This window comes from Candidatus Polarisedimenticolia bacterium, from assembly GCA_035764505.1.
Lineage (GTDB): Bacteria > Acidobacteriota > Polarisedimenticolia > Gp22-AA2 > AA152 > AA152.
The window spans coordinates 1-17,810 of sequence record DASTZC010000025.1 but is presented as its reverse complement, the minus strand read 5'-3'; the positions used below and the strand labels follow the sequence as shown (position 1 = coordinate 17,810).

Annotated in this window: 17 protein-coding genes; 5 read left to right on the top strand and 12 right to left on the bottom strand. The window is 69.5% G+C overall.

Annotation, left to right across the window (positions count from 1 at the left end; translation table 11 throughout):
- The 8 genes from VFW45_01740 to VFW45_01705 form a co-directional block, all read right to left on the bottom strand.
- A partial coding sequence (locus VFW45_01740) for a hypothetical protein (protein HEU5179487.1) occupies positions 1-610 on the bottom strand: 610 nt, incomplete at its 3' end.
- Entirely contained in the window at positions 607-1,653 is a 1,047-nt protein-coding gene (gene queG, locus VFW45_01735) for a tRNA epoxyqueuosine(34) reductase QueG (GenBank protein ID HEU5179486.1), read from the bottom strand. The genes VFW45_01740 and queG, both read right to left, overlap by 4 nt.
- A gap of 25 nt (positions 1,654-1,678) precedes the next feature.
- A complete protein-coding gene (locus VFW45_01730; protein HEU5179485.1) occupies positions 1,679-2,266 on the bottom strand; it encodes a 2'-5' RNA ligase family protein in 588 nt (195 codons plus the stop codon).
- Positions 2,263-3,480, bottom strand: coding sequence for a threonine ammonia-lyase (ilvA, locus tag VFW45_01725; GenBank protein ID HEU5179484.1), 1,218 nt, complete (start codon positions 3,478-3,480; stop codon positions 2,263-2,265). Before ilvA ends, VFW45_01730 begins: the two co-directional genes overlap by 4 nt.
- Before the next feature lie 106 nt (positions 3,481-3,586).
- Positions 3,587-4,177: a nucleotidyltransferase family protein gene (locus VFW45_01720; protein ID HEU5179483.1), complete on the bottom strand. Its 591-nt coding sequence runs from the start codon at positions 4,175-4,177 to the stop codon at positions 3,587-3,589.
- Entirely contained in the window at positions 4,178-5,215 is a 1,038-nt protein-coding gene (locus VFW45_01715; GenBank protein ID HEU5179482.1) for an FAD binding domain-containing protein, read from the bottom strand.
- Positions 5,212-7,785, bottom strand: coding sequence for a molybdopterin cofactor-binding domain-containing protein (locus VFW45_01710; GenBank protein ID HEU5179481.1), 2,574 nt, complete (start codon positions 7,783-7,785; stop codon positions 5,212-5,214). Before VFW45_01710 ends, VFW45_01715 begins: the two co-directional genes overlap by 4 nt.
- Entirely contained in the window at positions 7,782-8,315 is a 534-nt protein-coding gene (locus VFW45_01705) for a (2Fe-2S)-binding protein (GenBank protein HEU5179480.1), read from the bottom strand. Before VFW45_01705 ends, VFW45_01710 begins: the two co-directional genes overlap by 4 nt.
- A 151-nt stretch (positions 8,316-8,466) precedes the next feature.
- Between VFW45_01705 and VFW45_01700 the strand changes: the two genes are divergently transcribed.
- The 3 genes from VFW45_01700 (at position 8,467) to VFW45_01690 (ending at position 11,682) form a co-directional block, all read left to right on the top strand.
- On the top strand, positions 8,467-9,426 hold the full coding sequence (locus VFW45_01700; protein ID HEU5179479.1) for a DUF6687 family protein: 960 nt from the start codon (positions 8,467-8,469) through the stop codon (positions 9,424-9,426).
- A gap of 3 nt (positions 9,427-9,429) precedes the next feature.
- Positions 9,430-9,939, top strand: coding sequence for a hypothetical protein (locus VFW45_01695; protein HEU5179478.1), 510 nt, complete (start codon positions 9,430-9,432; stop codon positions 9,937-9,939).
- Between the two features lie 120 nt (positions 9,940-10,059).
- On the top strand, positions 10,060-11,682 hold the full coding sequence (locus tag VFW45_01690; protein ID HEU5179477.1) for a S8 family serine peptidase: 1,623 nt from the start codon (positions 10,060-10,062) through the stop codon (positions 11,680-11,682).
- Between the two features lie 19 nt (positions 11,683-11,701).
- Here VFW45_01690 and VFW45_01685 read toward each other — a convergent pair whose 3' ends face one another.
- From VFW45_01685 to VFW45_01670, 4 genes are all read right to left on the bottom strand, one after another.
- Entirely contained in the window at positions 11,702-13,105 is a 1,404-nt protein-coding gene (locus VFW45_01685) for an aspartate ammonia-lyase (protein HEU5179476.1), read from the bottom strand.
- A 119-nt stretch (positions 13,106-13,224) separates the two neighbouring features.
- Positions 13,225-14,445: an FAD-dependent monooxygenase gene (locus tag VFW45_01680; GenBank protein ID HEU5179475.1), complete on the bottom strand. Its 1,221-nt coding sequence runs from the start codon at positions 14,443-14,445 to the stop codon at positions 13,225-13,227.
- Entirely contained in the window at positions 14,442-15,152 is a 711-nt protein-coding gene (locus VFW45_01675) for a methyltransferase domain-containing protein (protein HEU5179474.1), read from the bottom strand. Before VFW45_01675 ends, VFW45_01680 begins: the two co-directional genes overlap by 4 nt.
- 2 nt (positions 15,153-15,154) lie before the next feature.
- Entirely contained in the window at positions 15,155-16,435 is a 1,281-nt protein-coding gene (locus tag VFW45_01670; GenBank protein HEU5179473.1) for a beta-ketoacyl-[acyl-carrier-protein] synthase family protein, read from the bottom strand.
- 137 nt (positions 16,436-16,572) lie between these two features.
- Between VFW45_01670 and VFW45_01665 the strand changes: the two genes are divergently transcribed.
- Both VFW45_01665 and VFW45_01660 read left to right on the top strand, forming a co-directional pair.
- Positions 16,573-17,052, top strand: coding sequence for a CBS domain-containing protein (locus tag VFW45_01665; GenBank protein HEU5179472.1), 480 nt, complete (start codon positions 16,573-16,575; stop codon positions 17,050-17,052).
- 102 nt (positions 17,053-17,154) lie between these two features.
- On the top strand, positions 17,155-17,810 hold a 656-nt coding region (locus tag VFW45_01660; protein HEU5179471.1), incomplete at its 3' end, for a helix-turn-helix domain-containing protein.

Here is a 17,810-nt window from a genome sequence, read left to right as displayed (position 1 = left end):
AAATCTCGTAGGAGATGGTCCCGGGCGCTCCCGGCTTCTCGAAATAGAGCACGGCCCACTGGCACGGCGTGTCGCGGCGCTCCCCCAGGTCGAAGACCAGGTTTCGCAGGATGAAGCCGGCGCCGGCCAGGGCGCGGATCTGCCGGCCGTGCACGCCGCGCTGGATGCCCACCAGGTCGCGCACCGTGATCTCGATGAAGTCCAGCGCCGGACTGCCGGAGAGGTAGAACTCGGTCTCCTGCAGCGAGCCGCCGCGTGCCGGCGCGAAGCCTAAGGACTCGAGATATTTCTTCCCTTCCGGCAGGTGGCGCAGCAGCGACGGGCCGCCCAGGTCGGGAAAGAGAAAGCGGTATTGCCGCGAATCGAGCGGAGGATAGCGGGACGGATCGGCCTGCGGGCGGAATGCTTCGCCCGCAGGGATGAGTCCCGCTTCGCTCGCGACGAGCGCTTCCGCGAGGCGCCGCGTCTCGGCGCGGATGGTGCGGTGCAGCGCGAGCAGGTTCTCCGTGTAGGCCGCTTCTTCGAGATCGGGCCAAGCCTGGCCCAGGATGCTGTAGACCTGTGCGGGGGGGTGATGCAGGCGGCGGATCGCTTCGGAGGTCTCGATCATGCCGGGCTCCCGAGCTGGGCCTCCGGTCGGGAGCTGCGGGAATCGCCGAGCCGGTCCAAGGCCCAGCGGACATGCTCGCGGACGAGCGGATCGGGAATCCGCAGGGCCTGCCGCAGCGGCTCGATGGCCTCCGGGTCATCCGAGTTCCCCAGCGCCACCGCGGCATTGCGCAGGACCCGCGACCAGCCGGTGCGGCGCAGCGCCGTCCCCGCGAAGCGCCGGTTGAACTGCTCACGCGTCAGCGCCAGCAGATCCGCCGCGGGTATCGCCTCGTGTGCGCCTTCCTCAGCCGAATTCGGCGCCGCGTCGTTCCAGGGACAGACTTCCTGGCAGATGTCGCAGCCGAAGACATGGTTCCCCATGGCGGCGCGCAGCGGGGCGGGGATCGACCCCTTGTGCTCGATGGTCAGATACGAGATGCAGCGGCGCGCGTCCAGAACGTAGGGCTCGGGGAAGGCCTCGGTCGGGCAGGCCTCCAGGCAGCGCGTGCAGCTGCCGCAGCGATCCGTCACCTCGGGCGCGTCGGGCTCGAGCTCCAGATCGGTGAGCAGCTCCCCAACGAAGAACCAGGAGCCGCCTTCGGGATCGATCAGGTTGGTGTGCTTTCCCTGCCATCCTAAGCCCGCCCGCACGCCCCATGGCTTCTCCAAGAGCGCCCCGGTGTCGGCCACCGGAGAGCAGCGCGCTCCCGGCGCAAGCTGCGCGATGCGGCCACCCAGATCTGCCAGCCGCTGCTTGAGCGCGGCGTGGTAATCCCGGCCGCGCGCGTAGCGCGAGATGCGCACGACCCCCGGCGGGGTTGGCGCATCGGATCCCGGGTAGGGAAAGGAGGCGAGAATGAGACTGCGCGACCAGGGGGCCAGCTTCGCGGGATCGCCGCGCTCCTCGACGCGGCGCGCCAGATACCGCATGTCTCCCTCGTAGCCCCGATCGAGCCACTGGCGCAGGCGCGCCGCCGCGGGGTGCTCGCGGGACAGCGCATATCCGATGCGCGCGAACCCGAGACGCATCCCTTCCCGGCGAATCTCTTCGTTGAGTGACATGGGAATCAACTCCGGCGCGATGATATCACCGGGTCCGGGCCTTAGTCTTTCGCCGCGGCCGGCGCTGCCGGATCGCCGGGGCGGGACCTCCGTTCAAGGGAACGGGAGCGAGAGGAAGCCAGAGCTCCTCGGTCAGCCGCTCGACCACCACCAGCTGACCGGCGGTCCAGTCTTTCTCGAGAGAGCTGAAGATCCGCTCCGACAGCGCGACGGCCCGCCGCAGCCGCGCGGAATCCAGCTTCTGCCCGAGCGTCAGATGAGGCACGTAGGGAAACGCCTCTGCGCCGCAAAGCGATCCGCGCGCCAGCCGCGCATGCAGGCGTCGCAGGGAGACCCGGCCGCGGCGCAGGCTCGCATAGACCACCGGCATCACCGGATCGAAGGTGCGGATCCCGCCCAGCGAGCAGGCAAAGGGACGCGATGCGGCCGCCGCGCGCCGCACGGCGGCGAGCACCTCGCCGCGGGTCAGTGGAAGCGGACGGGGAGGAAGCACGGTGACGTGCGCGCCGATGCGGGGGAAATTGGGATCGTAGTGCCGGCGCACCCGGTCGGCGGCCCGGGACAGCGCGTCGGGTACCGTAATCACCACGCCGAAGACGCGGGGCCTTTTCACGAAGCACTCCCGGAGAGGCGTACTTCGTACCCCTCGCCCTTCAGGCGCGAGACGATCTCCCGCCCGTGCGCGGCGTCGCGCGTCTCCAGGAGAATCTCGAGCTCCGTCCCCTCCAACGGAAGCTGCCATCCGGCGCGATAGTGCTTCACGTCCAGCACGTTCGACCCGAGATCGGCGAGCAGGGCGAGAACCTTGGCCAGCTGCCCCGGCTTGTCGAGAATTCCGACTCGCAGCAGGACCAGGCGTCCTTCCTGGGTCAGCCCCCGCTCCAGGATACGGACGAAGAAGTTGGTGTCGATGTTGCCGCCCGAAAGGACGACCGAGACGGGACCGTTGAGCGGACGGATCTTTCCCGCCAGGAGGGCCGCGACGCCCACGGCCCCGGCCGGCTCGACCACCAGCTTGGACTTCTCCATGAGCACCACGATGGCCCGGCTGATCTCCTCGTCCTCCACCAGGACGATCTCGTCGATGCGCGACCGGAAAATCTCGAAAGGGAGATCGCCCACACGGCCGACGCGAATGCCGTCGGCGATGGTGCGGGGCCGCGCGATGCTGACCGGCTGCCCCTCCTGCAGGGCGCGGACGGCGGAGGGGCACCCGGAAGCCTGCACTCCGATGATGCGGACCGAAGGAAGCAGGCTGCGGATCGCCAGCGCGATGCCCGCAATCAGCCCGCCGCCTCCCACCGGCACGACGATCGTGCCGACGTCGGGAAGATCCCGGAGGATCTCGAGGCCGACCGTTCCCTGGCCGGCAATGATCCAGGGATCGTCGTAGCCGTGGATGAGCGCCAGCGAGCGGCGAGCGGCCTCTTCGCGCGCCACCGCCAGGGAATCGTCCACCGAATCGCCTCGCAGCACCACCCGCGCGCCCGCGGCCGCGGTCCTTTGGATCTTGTTGATCGGGGTCGATTCGGGCATGACGACCGTGGCGGCTATCCCGAAGAACTGCGCCGCCAGCGCCACCCCCTGCGCATGGTTTCCCGCCGAGGCGGCGATGACTCCGGCGCGCCGCTCTTCCGGGGTCAGCGCGCTGATGCGGTGGCAGGCGCCGCGCAGCTTGAACGAGCCGGTGCGCTGCAGGCTCTCGGGCTTCAGGAAGATCGGCACCTCGAGCAGCGCGCTCAGCGTATAGCTGAACAAGTGCGGCGTCGGCCGCACGAAGCGCTGCACGACGGGAGACGCGGATTGGATGTCGGCCAGATCGATCACGCCGGCGGCTCCGATGAGGGGGGAGAGTATATCAGCCCGCTTGGAGCTGACGGCGTGCGCGACGCTCGCGCTACGGCGGAACGCGCCGGAGCTCGCACGCCGCCGCTCAACCGTGCGCGGGAAGATCTTCCGGAGTGTCGAAGTCCTCGAGGACGGCGGGATCGCCGCAGTCGAGCTCGAGACGATCGGCCCGCGCGCGCACGACGGCGCGCGCCCCTTCCTCCGGAGAGGCCTGGCGGAGCGCTTCGAACAGACTCGTCGCAAACAGCGCCGGATGGCCGCGACGGCCGTCGAAGGTCGGGACGACGAGGGGAGCGGGATAGAGGGAGGCGATCATCCGGCGCAACGTGGCGGCCTGGACGCGGGGCGTGTCCACCGGTGCGATGAACAGGCCGTCCAGCTCTTCACCGGAGATCGCGTCGAGACCGCAGTGAATGGAAGAGAGCTGGCCGCGCTGCGGAGCCGGGTTCACCACGAAGCGCATGCGGGGAAGAGCTACGGAGGCGCGAATCCGGGCGGCATCGGCGCCCAGGACCGCCACGATTGGACTGGCGCCGGACAGCGCCAGGCGATTGAACAGCGTCTCCAGGAAGGTACGCCCCGCGATCGGCAGCAGTGCCTTGGGTCGGCCCATGCGCCGCGACTCCCCGGCGCAGAGGATCAGCGCGCCGATCCGCGGTGTCCCGGCGGAGCCCACCTACCCCGCCGGCACCAGCGCGGCGGCGCGGCGCGCGAAAGGACCCAGCGCTTCCGGGTCGTCTCCCCTCAGCTCGCGCAAGGCCCCCGCGATCAGGCTGAAGGCCGCTTTCTTCCTCCAGCCGAGGGCGAAATCGGTGTTGTCGAGAGGCTTGGCAAGTCGCGCCCCCGCTTCGGCGGCCGACTGGATCGTCTCCTCCGTCAATGGATTTCCCACCAGCGAAGACGCGTCGGCGGGGAGCGGCCGCGAGGCCACCGAGCCGAGGATGAGCCGCGCTTCGCGCACCACGCCGTCGGCGTCCTTGCGGACCCAGGCGGCGACCGACAGAACGGGGAAATCGAAGGCGCCGCGCCGGCGCAGCTTCCAGTAGGTGCTGGCCTCGCCCGGCACCGCGACCGGCAGAAGGACGCCGGAGAGGATCTCGTCGGCTCGTTTCGCCAGGTAGGCGATACCGTCGTCGCGGTAGAGCTGGCCCACCGGCAGGGTCCGCTCGCCGCGGGCGCCATGCAGGACCACCTCGGCACCCAGCGCCATCAGGGCCGGGGCAGTGTCGGTCGAGGTGACGGCCCAGCAGCGCGGGCTTCCCGGCGCCACCCAGCACACCTTCCCGTCTTTCTTCATGCAGAAATCGATGGCGCTGCGCCATTCCAGGTTCTGATCGTAATAGTTGCAGCGCGTGTCGAGGCAGAGGTTGCCTCCCAGTGTCCCCATGTTCTGCAGGTGCGGCGTCGCCACCTGTGCCGCCGCCTTGCGCAGCGCGCCGCGCGCTCCGGCGGAGAATTCCGAGCCAATCACTTCCGACAGGGTCAGCATCGCACCGAGCCGGGTCGCCGGTCCCGCGGGCGAGGCTTCCCGCAGCGTCGCGATGCGCCGCAGGGACACGACGACTCTGGGAGTCTGCTGGCGGCGCTTCATGTTGGGGACCAGATCGGTCCCGCCCGCCAGGAGCATCGCCTCCGGCCCCTCGCCGGCGAGGATGGCGGCCGCCTCCGCCAGCGTGCGCGGAGCGCGATAGGCAAAGCGCGGGCAGCGCATCATTTCAATACCTCAGGTGGTTCCTCGGTGGCTGCCTCGCTCGTTGCCTCAGCCGGCGCGGAGCTCTTCTTGATGCGGCGAGCCTCGGGGGTGCTCGGGTGCGGCGCGAGCCCGGGCTGGACGACGTCGGGTGCGACGACCGCCCCTTCCTTCCGGCGCCTCGGGCGCTCGTTGGCGGCGGTGCCGTCGCCCCCCTCCCAGGGAGGCGCGACGCGCAGCGGGGTGGGCCAGTCGATGGCGGGAAAGGATCGCGGCCCGCAGCGATGGGCGGCGTCGGCGAGGGCGCGCAGCACCTTCTCGGGAGTGATCGGCACCTCGTCGACACGTGCCCCGACGGCGTCGAAGACGGCGTTCGCCAGGGCCGGCATCACCGGCAGCAGCGGTCCCTGGCCCACTTCCTTCGCGCCGAACGGACCGGCGCCATCGGGATCCTCGACCAGGTAGGTGATCACCTCGGGCATGTCGAGGGTCGTGGGACTCTTGTACTCCAGCAGGCTGGGGAACTTGTGCACCAGGGCACCGCTCAGGCGCGGCGGCAGGCGGCGATATTCCATCTCCTCCATCAGCGCCTCGCCGAGGGCCATGTAGACCGAGCCTTCCACCTGGCCGCGCACCAGGACGGGATTGAGCGAGCGCCCGATGTCGTGCGCGATCCAGATCTTCTTCGCTTCCACCCATCCCAGGTGCGGGTCCACCTCCGCTTCCACGACGCAGGCCGAATAAGAGTAAGTCGGCGAGGGGCCCACGCCGCCACCCTTGTAGCGTGCCGCAGATTCGGGCGGCGTGTAGGAGCCGGTGGTCCCCAGCGTCCCGTGCATCGCCTCGCCGAGCTGCACCGCCTCGGCGAAGCCGACGCCGCGCGCGGGATCCCCGGCGTCGAACACCCGCCGCCCGGCGAAGACCAGATGGCCGGCCGGGATTTCCAGCTTTGCCGACACCGCGGAAGCGATCAGGTCGCGGGCGCGCTCGGCGGCCTGGATCGCGGCGTTGCCCATCATCAGGGTGACCCGGCTGGAATAGGAGCCCAGATCGACCGGTCCGAGATCGGTATCGCCGGTGACCAGGCGGATGTCGAAAGGATCGATCCCCAGTACTTCGGCGACCAGGTTGGCGAGCACGTCGTCCGATCCCTGGCCGATCTCGGTGGCGCCGCAAAAGGCGGTGACGCGTCCGGAGCGGTCCAGCTGCAGCTGGACGCCGCTGTGCGGCAGAGTGTTCCAGTAGATCGGCAGCCCGGCGCCGCACAAGTAGGAGGAGCAGGCGAGTCCCAGCCCGCGCCCGTGCGGCAGCCGGCCGCGCCGCGCGCTCCATCCGGAGCCTTCCACCACGCGATCGATGCACTCTCCCAGGGCGATGGTGCCGAGCCGCATGTAATTCGCAGTCAGCGAGTGGGGACGCGCCAGCTGCGATTTCCGCAGCGCCGCCGGGTCGAGCCCCAAAGCGCAGGCAATCTTGTCGAGCTGCACCTCCTGCGCGAAGCGCGGCTGCGGCGTGCCGTGCCCGCGCTTGGGCCCGCAGGGCGGCTTGTTGGTGAAGGTGCGGCAGCCGCGGAAGCGGTAGCGGGGGATCTCGTAGGTCACCGTTTGCAGCGCGCCCGTATAGAAAGTCGAGGCCACGCCGTAGGAGCCGTAGGCACCTCCGTCCAGCAGCGTCTGCAGATCCATCGCCACGATCTTTCCCTCGCGGGTCACGCCGGTTCTGAGCTTCATCCTTACCGGGTGGCGGCCGCGGTGGCAGTAGAAGACCTCCTCGCGCGTCAGGCAGATCTTCACGGGACGTCCCAACAGCAGGGCGGCCTTGGCGACGACGATCTCATGCTGGAACGGGTCGCTCTTGCCCCCGAAGCCGCCGCCGTTGGGGGTGGCGATCACCCGGATGTGCGCTGGGGGTATCTCCAGAACGCGCGCCAGCGCCCGATGCACGTAGTGCGGTGTCTGCGTGGAGGACCACAGCGTCAGCTTCCCGTCGCCGTCGACGGCGGCCAGCGACGCGTGCTGCTCGATCGGCAGGTGGGTGTTCCCCTGGTAGAAGAAGAGATCCTCGAAGACGTGGTCGGCCCCGGCCAGCGCCGCGTCGACGTCGCCGAACTCCAGGGCCACCTTCTTGTGGACGTTGCCTTCACCGTAGGGCTGGATGCGCGGCTCGCTCACGGCGAGGGCCTCTTCCGGATCGGCGATGGTCGCCAGGGGCTCGTAGTCGACTTTCAAGCGTCCCATCGCTTCGAACGCCGTCAACTCGTCGGTCGCCACGATCGCGACGACCGGATCCCCCACGAAGCGGACGCGGCCGAGGCACAGCGCATGCTCGTCCTGGCTCACCGGAAGGATGCCGTAGGGAATCGGCATGTCGGCCCCGGTGAGGATCAGCTTGACTCCCGGCAGCGAGCGGGCGGCGCGCGTGTCGATGCGAAGGATGCGGGCGTGCGGGTGGGGGGAGCGCAGGATCTTGCAATGCAGCATGCGCGGCAGGAAGAGATCGTCGGCGAAGCGGGTCGCTCCGGTCACCTTGGCGCGCGCGTCGACGCGGCGGCGTGCCTTGCCCACCACCTTGAGCTCCGCCGTCCTGCCGCTCACGATGCCGGGCCCCCGCCGGGCGTCGCGCCACCACGCCGCCGGCGCGCCGCCGCCTCGACCGCCTCGAATATCTGTAAATACCCGGTGCAGCGGCACAGGACGCCGGAGAGCGCCTCGCGGATCTCCTCACGGCCGGGTTCGGGACTCTTTTCCAGCAGTGCGCAGGCCGTCATCAGCATGGCGGGAGTGCAGTAGCCGCACTGGGCGGCGCCGAGATCGGCGAAGCTCTCCTGAAGAGGGTGCAAGGCGGCGCCTTCCGCCAGTCCTTCCACGGTGCGCACATCGACCCCTTCGCACTCCAGGGCCAGCAGGAGGCAGGAGAGGACCGGGCGGGAGTCGACCAGGACGGCGCAGGCCCCGCACTCGCCCAGCTCGCAGCCATGCTTGGTGCCGGTGAGATAGAGATCCTCCCGCAGCACCTCCAGCAGCGTCTTGTAAGGATCGAACAGGATCTCGACCGGCTCGCCGTTGACCTGCAGGCTCAAGCGGCTTTTAGGCTCCGGCTCCCGATCCGGGGGCAAATCGCTCATCGCGGCGCATCCTCTGTCATGATCGTCGGGCGCACCAGTTTCGTCGTGCGGGCCGCGCCCTGTCAAATGGGCGTCCGCGGGGCGCCGCCCTCCAGCCGGTTGCCCGGCCCGCCGCGCCCTTCTTATAATCGGCCCGTCCCGAGAGGATCGCATGCAACGCCGCTTCGAATACTTCCATGCCGGGCTCGACCCGGAGCGCACCCTGGTGGTCGACGGCATCGCCCCGTCGGCGCTGAACCTGAGCCACTGGCCCGGGAACCGGACCCCGGCCCGCTACCGCGCCGACACCACGACCGAGATGGCCCTCCTGCTGGCCGAGGACCCGGCGCGCGAGACTTTCCTGGCGCCGATCGAGGTGGTCTCCAACAACCATTTCGATACCGACGGGATCCTGTCGGCCTGGGCGGTGCTGCATCCCGAAGAAGCGCTGCGCCACCGGCGCTTCCTGGTGGATGCCGCCCGGGCGGGGGATTTCGGCACTTTCACCTCTCCCGACGCGGTCAAATTTGACCTGATGGTGACCGCCTTCGGCAGCCTGCAGCACTCCCCCCTGACGTCGCGCCTGCAGGGATTGGGGGAAGAGGAGCGCTCGGCCCTGCTGTATGCCGAGCTCCTGCCGCGCCTGCCGGAGCTGTTCTACCGCGCCGACGCCCACCGCCGCCTCTGGGAGGAGGAGTTCGAGAGCATCGTGCACTCGTTCGAGCGCCTGCGCTCCGGCACGACCCGTATCCGCGACTACCCCTCTTCCAGCCTCTCCGTGATCGAGACCGACGAGGAGCTCGACAAGATGGCGCGCTTCGACTCGGTCCGTTTCCACCGCATCCTGACCGCCAGCCGCGACGGCCGCGGCTTCCGCTTCCAGCTGGAGCACCACGTCTTTTCGTGGTTCGACACGGTGACGCCGCCGCGCGGCGGCCGCACCGACCTGACGCCGCTGGCGTCGGAGCTGAACGCGCTGGAGCCGCCGGCCAACGGCCGCTGGGTCTACACCGGCAACCAGGATCTCGAGGCCCGGCTGTTCCTGCGCGACGCGCAGGGCGATCCCGGCGTCAGCGGATTGCCGCTGGACCGGGTCGAGGCGATTGCCGCCGACGCGCTGCGGGGGAGATGAGCGGTGCTCGATCGGATTCCGTTCGGCCCGATCCTGGTCGTCCTCACCCTCCTGTCGGCGTTGCTCTTTCCGGTCGTCGTGGTGATGGGATGGGCGGCCTCTTCCGGGTGGATGTCGATCCCGTCGCACGTCAGCTGGGCAATGCCGATCACCCTGCTGAGCATCTTCGCGCACGCCATCATCATGTTCTATTTCATCGGCACCGGGTCACGGATCAAGGAAGTGGTCAAGGAGTTCAAGCTGGACGCCGGCTTGTACCGCCGTACCCTGGAGTTCAAATCGCGGGTCTTCCCGATGTCGATGCTGACGATGGGGCTGGTCATGACGGCCTACATCATCGGCGGCGGCGCCCATACCCACTTCCGCTGGACCCCGCCCTGGCTGCACGGATTGCTGGCGCTGGCCGCCGCGGTCTTCAACGTCGTCGTGGCGCTGCGCGAGGTGGTTTGCATCAGCGATAACCTGACCCTCGTCGACGACGTCGACCAGGCGGTCTTCACCGCCACCCGCTGAGGCCCCCACCGGCCCCGAAAGGGACGCCGGGCACCCGTTTCGGATGAGGATCCCGTTGCCGCGGGACGGGGTTCAGGGTACCTTTTCAGGATGCCTCAAGCACACCTTTGGCGTTCCAGGATGACCCGGGCGGCGGGGCTGTCGCTCCTGTTCCTCGCGGGGCTCCGCGCGGGGTTCTCCGCCGGCGGTCCCGGCCATGCCGGAGCCGACCTGAGAAAGGCGATCCTCTCCCAAGGCGAGGCGCGCGTGATCGTGACGCTCCTGCCCGAGCGCGACATGCCGCTGACCCGGTCCCGGCGATCGCCGCGCCAGCGTGTCGAGGAGGTTCTGCGCGGCGTGCCTGCCCACGAGATCCGCGATCCGCGGCCTTTGAGCGCCGCCCCGGTATTCGCGGCGCGGATTACCGGCAGGGGACTGGCGGTGCTGCTGGCCGATCCGCGGGTGTCGCGCGTGGATCTGGACGGCGAGGTGCGTGGCGCCGACGCCGGCTCGGCGGCCCAGATCCAATCCGACCGGGTGCGCCAGCTCGGCTATAGCGGCGAGGGGATCACCGTGGCGGTTCTGGACAGCGGCACCGACCTGTTCGAGAACCCCGATCTCGACCCGGTGGTGATTGGCGAGGAATGCTTCTGCTCGAATCGCGGCGGGTGCTGTCCGGACGGCACCTCCCGCCAGTCGGGCCCCGGGTCGACGCGCAGCATTGGGTCTCACGGTCCCGGCATCCTGGGAATCTTGGCTTCGCAGGGGGCCATCGCCCCGGAGGGGATCGCGCCGGGGGCGCGGATGCTCGTGCTGCGCGTCCTCGACGATTCCGCCGTCGGCACCTTTTTCGACGTTTTGGCGGCCCTGGACTGGATCGCGACCGACGCGCCGCAGGTGCGGCTGGTCAACCTGAGCCTGTCCGCGGGGACCTATCCTTCCCCCTGCGATCACATCGACTCGTTCAGCGAGGCCGTCTCCCTGTTGTCGGCCGCCCTGCGGCAGCGGGGCTGCCTGTTGATTGCCGCCTCGGGCAACACTTCCTCGACCGACCTGATAGGCACGCCGGCGTGCGTCGACTCGGTGCTCTCGGTCGGAGCGGTGAACTCGGCCGATCAGATTCCCTTCTACAGCAACAGCGGGGAAGGGCTCGACCTCCTGGCGCCCGGACAGAACATCGTTACCTCATCGAGCATCGCGCGCGTGCAGACGCTCTCCGGCACCTCGGTGGCCGTGCCGCATGTGACGGCGGGGGCGGCCCTTCTCCTGGAAGCCAATCCCGCCCTCTCGCCGGAGGATCTCGAGCAACGCTTCGAGACGCGCGGGGTTCCCATCAGCGACGATCGCAACGGCAGGATCACGCCGCGCCTCGATGTCTACCGCGCGCTGCTGCTGCCGCTCGACGTGGTGGCACAGCCGTCGGTGGCGTCGCTGAAGAGCCGCGGGCCTCTGCATCTGGTGCTGCAGCCGCGCGCCGGACAGCTATCCGGCGATCTGGTGGCCGCGAGCGTGGTGGCCTCGGCGGGCGGGGGAGAAGCCGCGGCCGATCCGTCGAGCGCCGTGCTGGGCGATGCCAACGCCGACGGCATCGCCGATCTCACGGTGGCGGTCGATCGCCAGGAGCTCCTGGAAGGAATCAGCGGAACGGGAGAGGTGAGATTGACCGTGACGGCTGCCTTTGCGTCCGGGATCGAGGCGCGCGGCGCTACGACGCTGCGGATTGTGGGGTCGCGGGAAGCGCACCCGGCGGAGCCGTCTCCTTAAACAGGGGGCCGGGTGGCTGTCAGGATTCTCCGGGGATTCCCGGCTCGGTCATCGCCGTCGGATCGAGAATCTTGCGCAGCTGCTCCGGCTCGAGCAGCTTGTGGTCGACGACGATCTGGTAGATCGACTTTCCGGTGCGCATCGACTCCTTGGCCACCTCCGCCGCCGCGGCATAGCCGATGTGGCGGTTCAAAGCGGTGGCGATGCCGACGCTCTCCAGCGCATAGCTGCCGCAGCGCTCGGAATCGGCCGTGATCCCCTCCACGCAGCGCACCCGGAAAACCTCCAGGGTGTTCTTCAGGATTTCCATCGACTGCAGGACGTTGTAGATCATCGCGGGCATCATGACGTTGAGCTCGAGCTGTCCTGCCTGCACCGCGAGGGAGACCGTCAGGTCGTTGCCCACCACCTGGAAGGCCACCATGTTCAGCACCTCGGGCATCACCGGGTTCACCTTCCCCGGCATGATGGAGGAGCCGGGCTGCACCGCAGGGAGCCGGATCTCCGCGAACCCGGTGCGCGGCCCGGAGGAGAGCAGCCGCAGGTCGTTGGCGATGCGGATCAGCTCGAGTGAGAGGATCTTCAGCGCCGAGGAAATCTCGGCGAGCGGCAGCTGGCTCTGCATCGCCTCGCGCAGGTCCGCAGATCCGCGCAGCGGCAGCCCGGTCAGCTCGGCGAGGCGCGCGGTCATGCGGGTGCGGTACTCGGGATGGGTGTTGATGCCGGTCCCCGCGGCGGTGCCGCCGATTCCCAGCTCCGCCAGAGAAGGCCCGCAGGCGGCGAGGCGCTCGCGGCAGCGCGCCAGCGTCGCGGCATAGGCGGCGAACTCCTGGCCCAGGCGCACCGGCACGGCGTCCTGCAGGTGGGTGCGCCCCGATTTGATGATCCCGTCGAACTCGCGCCCCTTGGCGGCGAAGGACCGCTCCAGCTTTTCGACGACCGGCAGCAGATCGCGCAGCATCAGCAGGGAGCTCAGCCGCATGGAAGTCGGGAAGGTGTCGTTGGTGCTCTGCGCCATGTTGACGTGATCGTTGGGATGGACCTTCTTGTACTCGCCGCGGCCCCCTCCCAGGATCTCGGCGGCGCGGTTGGCCAGGACCTCGTTGCAGTTCATGTTGAAGGAGACGCCCGCCCCGGCCTGGAAGACATCGACCACGATCTGATCGCGCAGATCTCCGCGGATCAGCTCGTCGGCGGCGCGCACGATGGCATCGGACAACTCCGGTGCCAGGTTCCCGAGGTCGCAGTTGGTCAAGGCGGCGGCTTTCTTCACGAAGGCGTGCGCGGTGATGAGGGCGGGATGGGCGCGCAAGCCGCTGATGGGAAAATTCTCCAGGGCGCGGACCGTCTGCACGCCGTAGTAGGCGTCGGCGGGGACCTGCTTCTCCCCCAGGGAATCCTTCTCGATTCTCGTGGCGCTCATGGTGCTCCCCTGGATGCAAGGTTCGAGATGCGGAATCCTACCACGACTGCCGGAGGGATCCGGCGGCGCAGCGGCAGGACGCGGTGCCCGCCGGCGATGGTCCCTGCCCGGGGCAAGGCTCAGGAACGAACGGCCGTCGAAGGCCCCGAGCGAAACAGGAGATAGCCTGCCGCCCTGGGAAGCGCCCGCAGCCACCATCCGCCGCCGTTGCGCGTCAGCGCCACCATCCGAGCCGTCGCGGCGGGGCGGCGCGCCAGGGAGCGCAGGAAGCGGCGCATCAGATCGGGATGAGACATCAGGCGCCGCAGCGCGGCCGCCACGACGGCGCGCGGGAAGACCTCCCGCCGGAGGAACTCCCGGTAGCAGCGCAGGCCCCGCGCCGGCGCGTGGGAGGAGAGGATCATCGCCTCGGCGGCTGCTTCGCCACCCAGCAGGGCCAGGGCGATCCCCTGGCCGATGAACGGGTCGGTAACGCAGGCCGCGTCTCCGGCGAGGAGCAGCCCCTCGCTGATGGCCTGACGATGGCCGAGGCGCACCGGAAAGGTCGAAGCGCGATCCAGCGCGGCACCGGAGGCTGGAGGGACGGGGCCGGGAAAGTCGCCCTCCCGCAGGCGCCGGCGCAGGAGCCCGAAGGGGTCGAGGGAGCGGGCGCCAGTCTCCACGAGAGCTCCGAGGCAGCAGCGGTCCCCTTCGATCGGAGCGAGCCCCGCATAGCCTCCTGGAAACAGAAACAGGTCGACCCGCCCGGTTGGCGGGGTGGTGGCGCGGAAATGCAGCTGCAGCCCGACGCCGCCGGGGGTAAAGCGTCCCTCGAGACCCGCCAGCGAGGCGACGCGCGAGTTCCTGCCATCCGCTCCGAGGATCCTCCGGGCGACCAGACGGCGCGATTCTCCGGCGACGCGGAACTCGGCGAGCCATCTCCCGTCCTGACGCGTCAGCTTGATAAGACGCGCCCCGTCGAGAACCGCGGCGCCTTCGCGCCGCGCCGTCTCGCGCAGGACTCCATCCAGCAGGCGGCGGCTGACGCCCAATCCGCCGGCGCCCGCGGGGGCGAGTGTTAGAGGCGAGGCAAGCCATTCGCCTCCCGCCGGATGGATGCGCGTCGAGGCGATCGGGGCCGCTCCCTCGGAGACCAGCTCCGCCAGCAGATCGTGGCGCTGCAGCACCGAGGTCCCCTCGCTGCCGACATATTCGCCGCACACCTTGCCGGTTCCCGGGAAGCGCTGATCGGCAAGGAGCACTTCGCGCCCGGCGCGCGCCAGGAGCGTCGCGGCCAGCGCTCCGGCGGGGCCCGCCCCGATCACCAGCGTCTCGATCTCGTGGAGAGGCAGATCGCTCATCGCCCACCCGGGTGGCGCATCAGGTAGCGCAAGGGAAAGCTGCGCCGCACCAGGTGCGGGTCCCAGCCGGCGCGCCCGGCGAGCGCCCGGGCCTCGGGTAGGGTCAGCGCGCGCAGCACCGAGAGCGGGCCGTCGTTGCGCGTCATGCGCCCACGGGTCAGCAGGCGGGTGAAGGCCCAGGTGAGCCAGTAGGCGACATGACCCCGCCTCAGATCTCCCACCACCGCCAGCTCGGCCGCCAGGTCCCCCATCTGTCTGAGGAAGCTCTCCCAGCTTTTCCCCGGGAGATGATGCAGCAGCAGCGAGCAGACGACGAAGTCGAAGGAGCGCGCGGGGAAGGGAAGCGCCAGGGCGTCGGATTGCACCAGAGTGATCTCGGGGTAGGAGCCGAGGACCGTCCGCGCGATGTCGAGGACCGGGCGGCTCCGGTCGACGCCCACGAGGATCGCTTTCAGATGATGACGCCGGCACTGGAGGGCGATCGACCGCAGGAAGATGCAGCCTCCGGCACCGACGTCCAGCATCCGGAACGGACGCGAGCGCGGCCAGCCGGCGATGCGCGCGGCCCATTCCGCCTCGCTCGCCCCGCCCAGAAGGCGGTGGATGCGCGACAGGTCTTCGAGGCTGGCGCGCAGCTCGCCCGGATCGATTTGCGGGAGGTCCAGGATCTCCTCGCGCCGTTCCTCGCGCGCGGGAGGCGTGAACATCGCTAGGTCCGATGCCGCCGCAGGACGAGCGCGGCGTTCTTGCTCCCGAACCCGATGCAGTTGCACAGCGCGACCTCGACTTGCAGCTCGCGCGCGCGGTGCGGGATGTAATCGAGATCGCATTCCGGGTCGGGCTGATCGAGATTGAGGGTCGGGTGGAACCTGCCGTCCCGCATGCCGAGGAGCGTGGCCGCCACGCCGGCGGCGCCGCAGGCCCCCTGGGGATGCCCGATGATCGACTTGAGGGCGCTCATCGGGAGGCGCCCGGCGAAGGTCCCGAAGGCCCGCTTCACCGCCCGTGTCTCCACCACGTCGTTGAGCCGGGTGGAAGTTCCGTGCAGCGACAGGTAGCCGACTTCCGACGGATCGCTGGAGGCGTCCTGCATCGCCAGGGTCATCGCCCGGGCCGGCTCCTCGCCTTCGTCCTCGAGGCGGACCCTGTGGTAGGCGTCGCAGGTGGCGCCGTAGCCGGCGATCTCGCCGTAGACGCGCGCGCCGCGCTCCATCGCTTGCTCGCGCTCCTCGAGCACCAGCATCCAGCTGCCTTCACCAAGGACGAAGCCGTCGCGATCGCGGTCGAAGGGGCGCGAGGCACGTTGCGGCTCCTCGTTGCGGGCCGTGGAGAGGACTTTCATGAGGCAGAAGCCTGTCAGGATGCCGTGGGAGATGGTGGCGTCCACGCCGCCGCTGAGCAGGCGGTCCTGCCGACCCCAGCGGATCGACTCGAAGGCGTACCCCAGCGCGTCGGTGGAGCTGGTGCAGCCGTCCGACAGCACGTGCGACGGGCCCTTGATGCCGTAGGCGATGGAGATCTCGCTCGCCACCGTCCCGGTGGTCGAGCTGGGGATGACATAGACGCTCGCACGGCGGATGTCGCCGCGGAAGTAATGCGCGTACTGTCGCTCGGTGAACTCGAGCGCCCCTCCGCCGCAGCCCAGGACGACTCCGAGGCGGCGGGGCTCGAGCAGCAATCCGGCCGCGTCGAGCAGCGCCGCGTCGGCCAGCGCCTCGCGCGAGGCCGCCAGCGCCAGCGGGGCGATGCGCGGCACGTGCTGCCGGTCTTTGCGGGGAATCCAGGCGTCGGTATCGAAGCGCTTGACCTCGCCGGCGACGCGCGAGTCGAGCCCGGCCGGATCGAACGAAGCGATGCGCGCCACGCCGCTCTCACCGGAGAGGCTGGCCCGCCAGAATGACTCGCGATCGTTGCCGTTGGGGGCGACGGCTCCGATCCCGGTGACTACCACCCTCCGGGGAAGGTGCGCTCCTCGGAACTGGGAAGACATGAGATCCTCAGGGCTCGCGCGGCAAGGCCAAGCGATTATAGGACAGAAAATTTTGACGGACGACGAAGATTCGGTGTGTGACGCTTGTCACCAAGGAAAAGGGAGCGGATAATGTGCGCGCTCGCTGGAGATCGTTCATGCCGACGCTCGCACGCGACATCATGACCCGGGAGGTGGCGACCGCCACGCCGGCCATGTCGATCGACGATCTCTGCGAGATCTTCCAGACCCGCAACGTCAAGGGCGTTCCCGTCGTGGACGAAGCCGGGCGGTTGCGCGGCATCGTCACCGAGAGCGACGTTGTCTTCGGCGGATTGGGGCGCGGCCAGCCGGTCACGTCGCCGGCCGAGGGAAAGCTGCCGGGCCCCGGGCCCACCACGGTCGGGGAGATCATGACCGAGCCCGCCATCAGCGTCGAGGAAGACACCGATGTCCTGAAGCTCGCCGAGCTGATGTGGAAGATGCGCATCCACCGTCTGCCCATCTGCCGCGACGGCCGTCTCACCGGCATGGTCAGCGCGCTCGATATCTGCCAGGCCCTCACCGAGGGGAAGATCGGGACGCCGCTCAAGCCCCGCGCGGTGCGTTCCACCACGACGCGTCGCGCGCGGCGCTGATTGCCTCTCCCTTTTGATTTACTTCGAGGATCGCTTCTGGTATAACCTCGCGCGGCGCCCGCCGTGCATCGGCGCCGCATCCGAATCCAAAGGGAGCCATCCATGACGACCTTGACGATTCGCCAGGCATCGGAAGTCGTCGGCCGCGCGCCAGCCACGATTCGGCGCTACATCAAATCCGGACGGCTGCCGGCCGCCAAGGACCAGGGAAAATTCGGCGAGGAGTTCCGCATCCGCATGGAAGATCTGCAGGGGCTGGGGCTCGCGAAAGCGGAGCCGCCGGCGCCGCCTTCCGTGTCGGCGCAGCCCGGCGGCGATCTCCCGGTGCGCTGGTCGCCGCCCGCCTCCCAGCTGACCGCGCCGGCCGCCGAGCCGGGTATTCCGCGCGATCTCTACGCGGAGCTCGTCATGAAGCACGAGCGGCTGCTGGTGCAATACGGCATGGTGCGCGCCGGCGGCGTCAAGCTGCTCGAGGCGCGTGCCGACCTGGAGGCCAAGGACTCCCTGCTGGCGGAGCGGGAGCGCGAGATCCGGGAGATCAAGGAGCGCTCGGAGCGCGAGATCGGCTTCCTGCAGAGCCATCTGCGTCAGGCCGAGATCGAGATCGAGGATCGCAACATCGAGATTGCGCTGCTGCAGGAGAAGCTGCGGCGCCTGGAGATCGCGGCCGCCGGCGCCGAGGCGGTGCGCAGCTTCGACGAGGAGGTCCGGACGATCCAGGACCGCGAGGTCCGAACCATGCATGACCGCGAGGTCCG

Coding starts and splice junctions, on each gene's coding strand:
- queG (HEU5179486.1), bottom strand. CDS start 1,653: ATGTCACTCAACGAAGAGATTCGCCGGGAAGGGATGCGTCTCGGGTTC.
- VFW45_01715 (HEU5179482.1), bottom strand. CDS start 5,215: ATGATGCGCTGCCCGCGCTTTGCCTATCGCGCTCCGCGCACGCTGGCG.
- VFW45_01705 (HEU5179480.1), bottom strand. CDS start 8,315: ATGAGCGATTTGCCCCCGGATCGGGAGCCGGAGCCTAAAAGCCGCTTG.
- VFW45_01700 (HEU5179479.1), top strand. CDS start 8,467: ATGCAACGCCGCTTCGAATACTTCCATGCCGGGCTCGACCCGGAGCGC.
- VFW45_01690 (HEU5179477.1), top strand. CDS start 10,060: ATGACCCGGGCGGCGGGGCTGTCGCTCCTGTTCCTCGCGGGGCTCCGC.
- VFW45_01685 (HEU5179476.1), bottom strand. CDS start 13,105: ATGAGCGCCACGAGAATCGAGAAGGATTCCCTGGGGGAGAAGCAGGTC.
- VFW45_01680 (HEU5179475.1), bottom strand. CDS start 14,445: ATGAGCGATCTGCCTCTCCACGAGATCGAGACGCTGGTGATCGGGGCG.
- VFW45_01675 (HEU5179474.1), bottom strand. CDS start 15,152: ATGTTCACGCCTCCCGCGCGCGAGGAACGGCGCGAGGAGATCCTGGAC.
- VFW45_01670 (HEU5179473.1), bottom strand. CDS start 16,435: ATGTCTTCCCAGTTCCGAGGAGCGCACCTTCCCCGGAGGGTGGTAGTC.
- VFW45_01665 (HEU5179472.1), top strand. CDS start 16,573: ATGCCGACGCTCGCACGCGACATCATGACCCGGGAGGTGGCGACCGCC.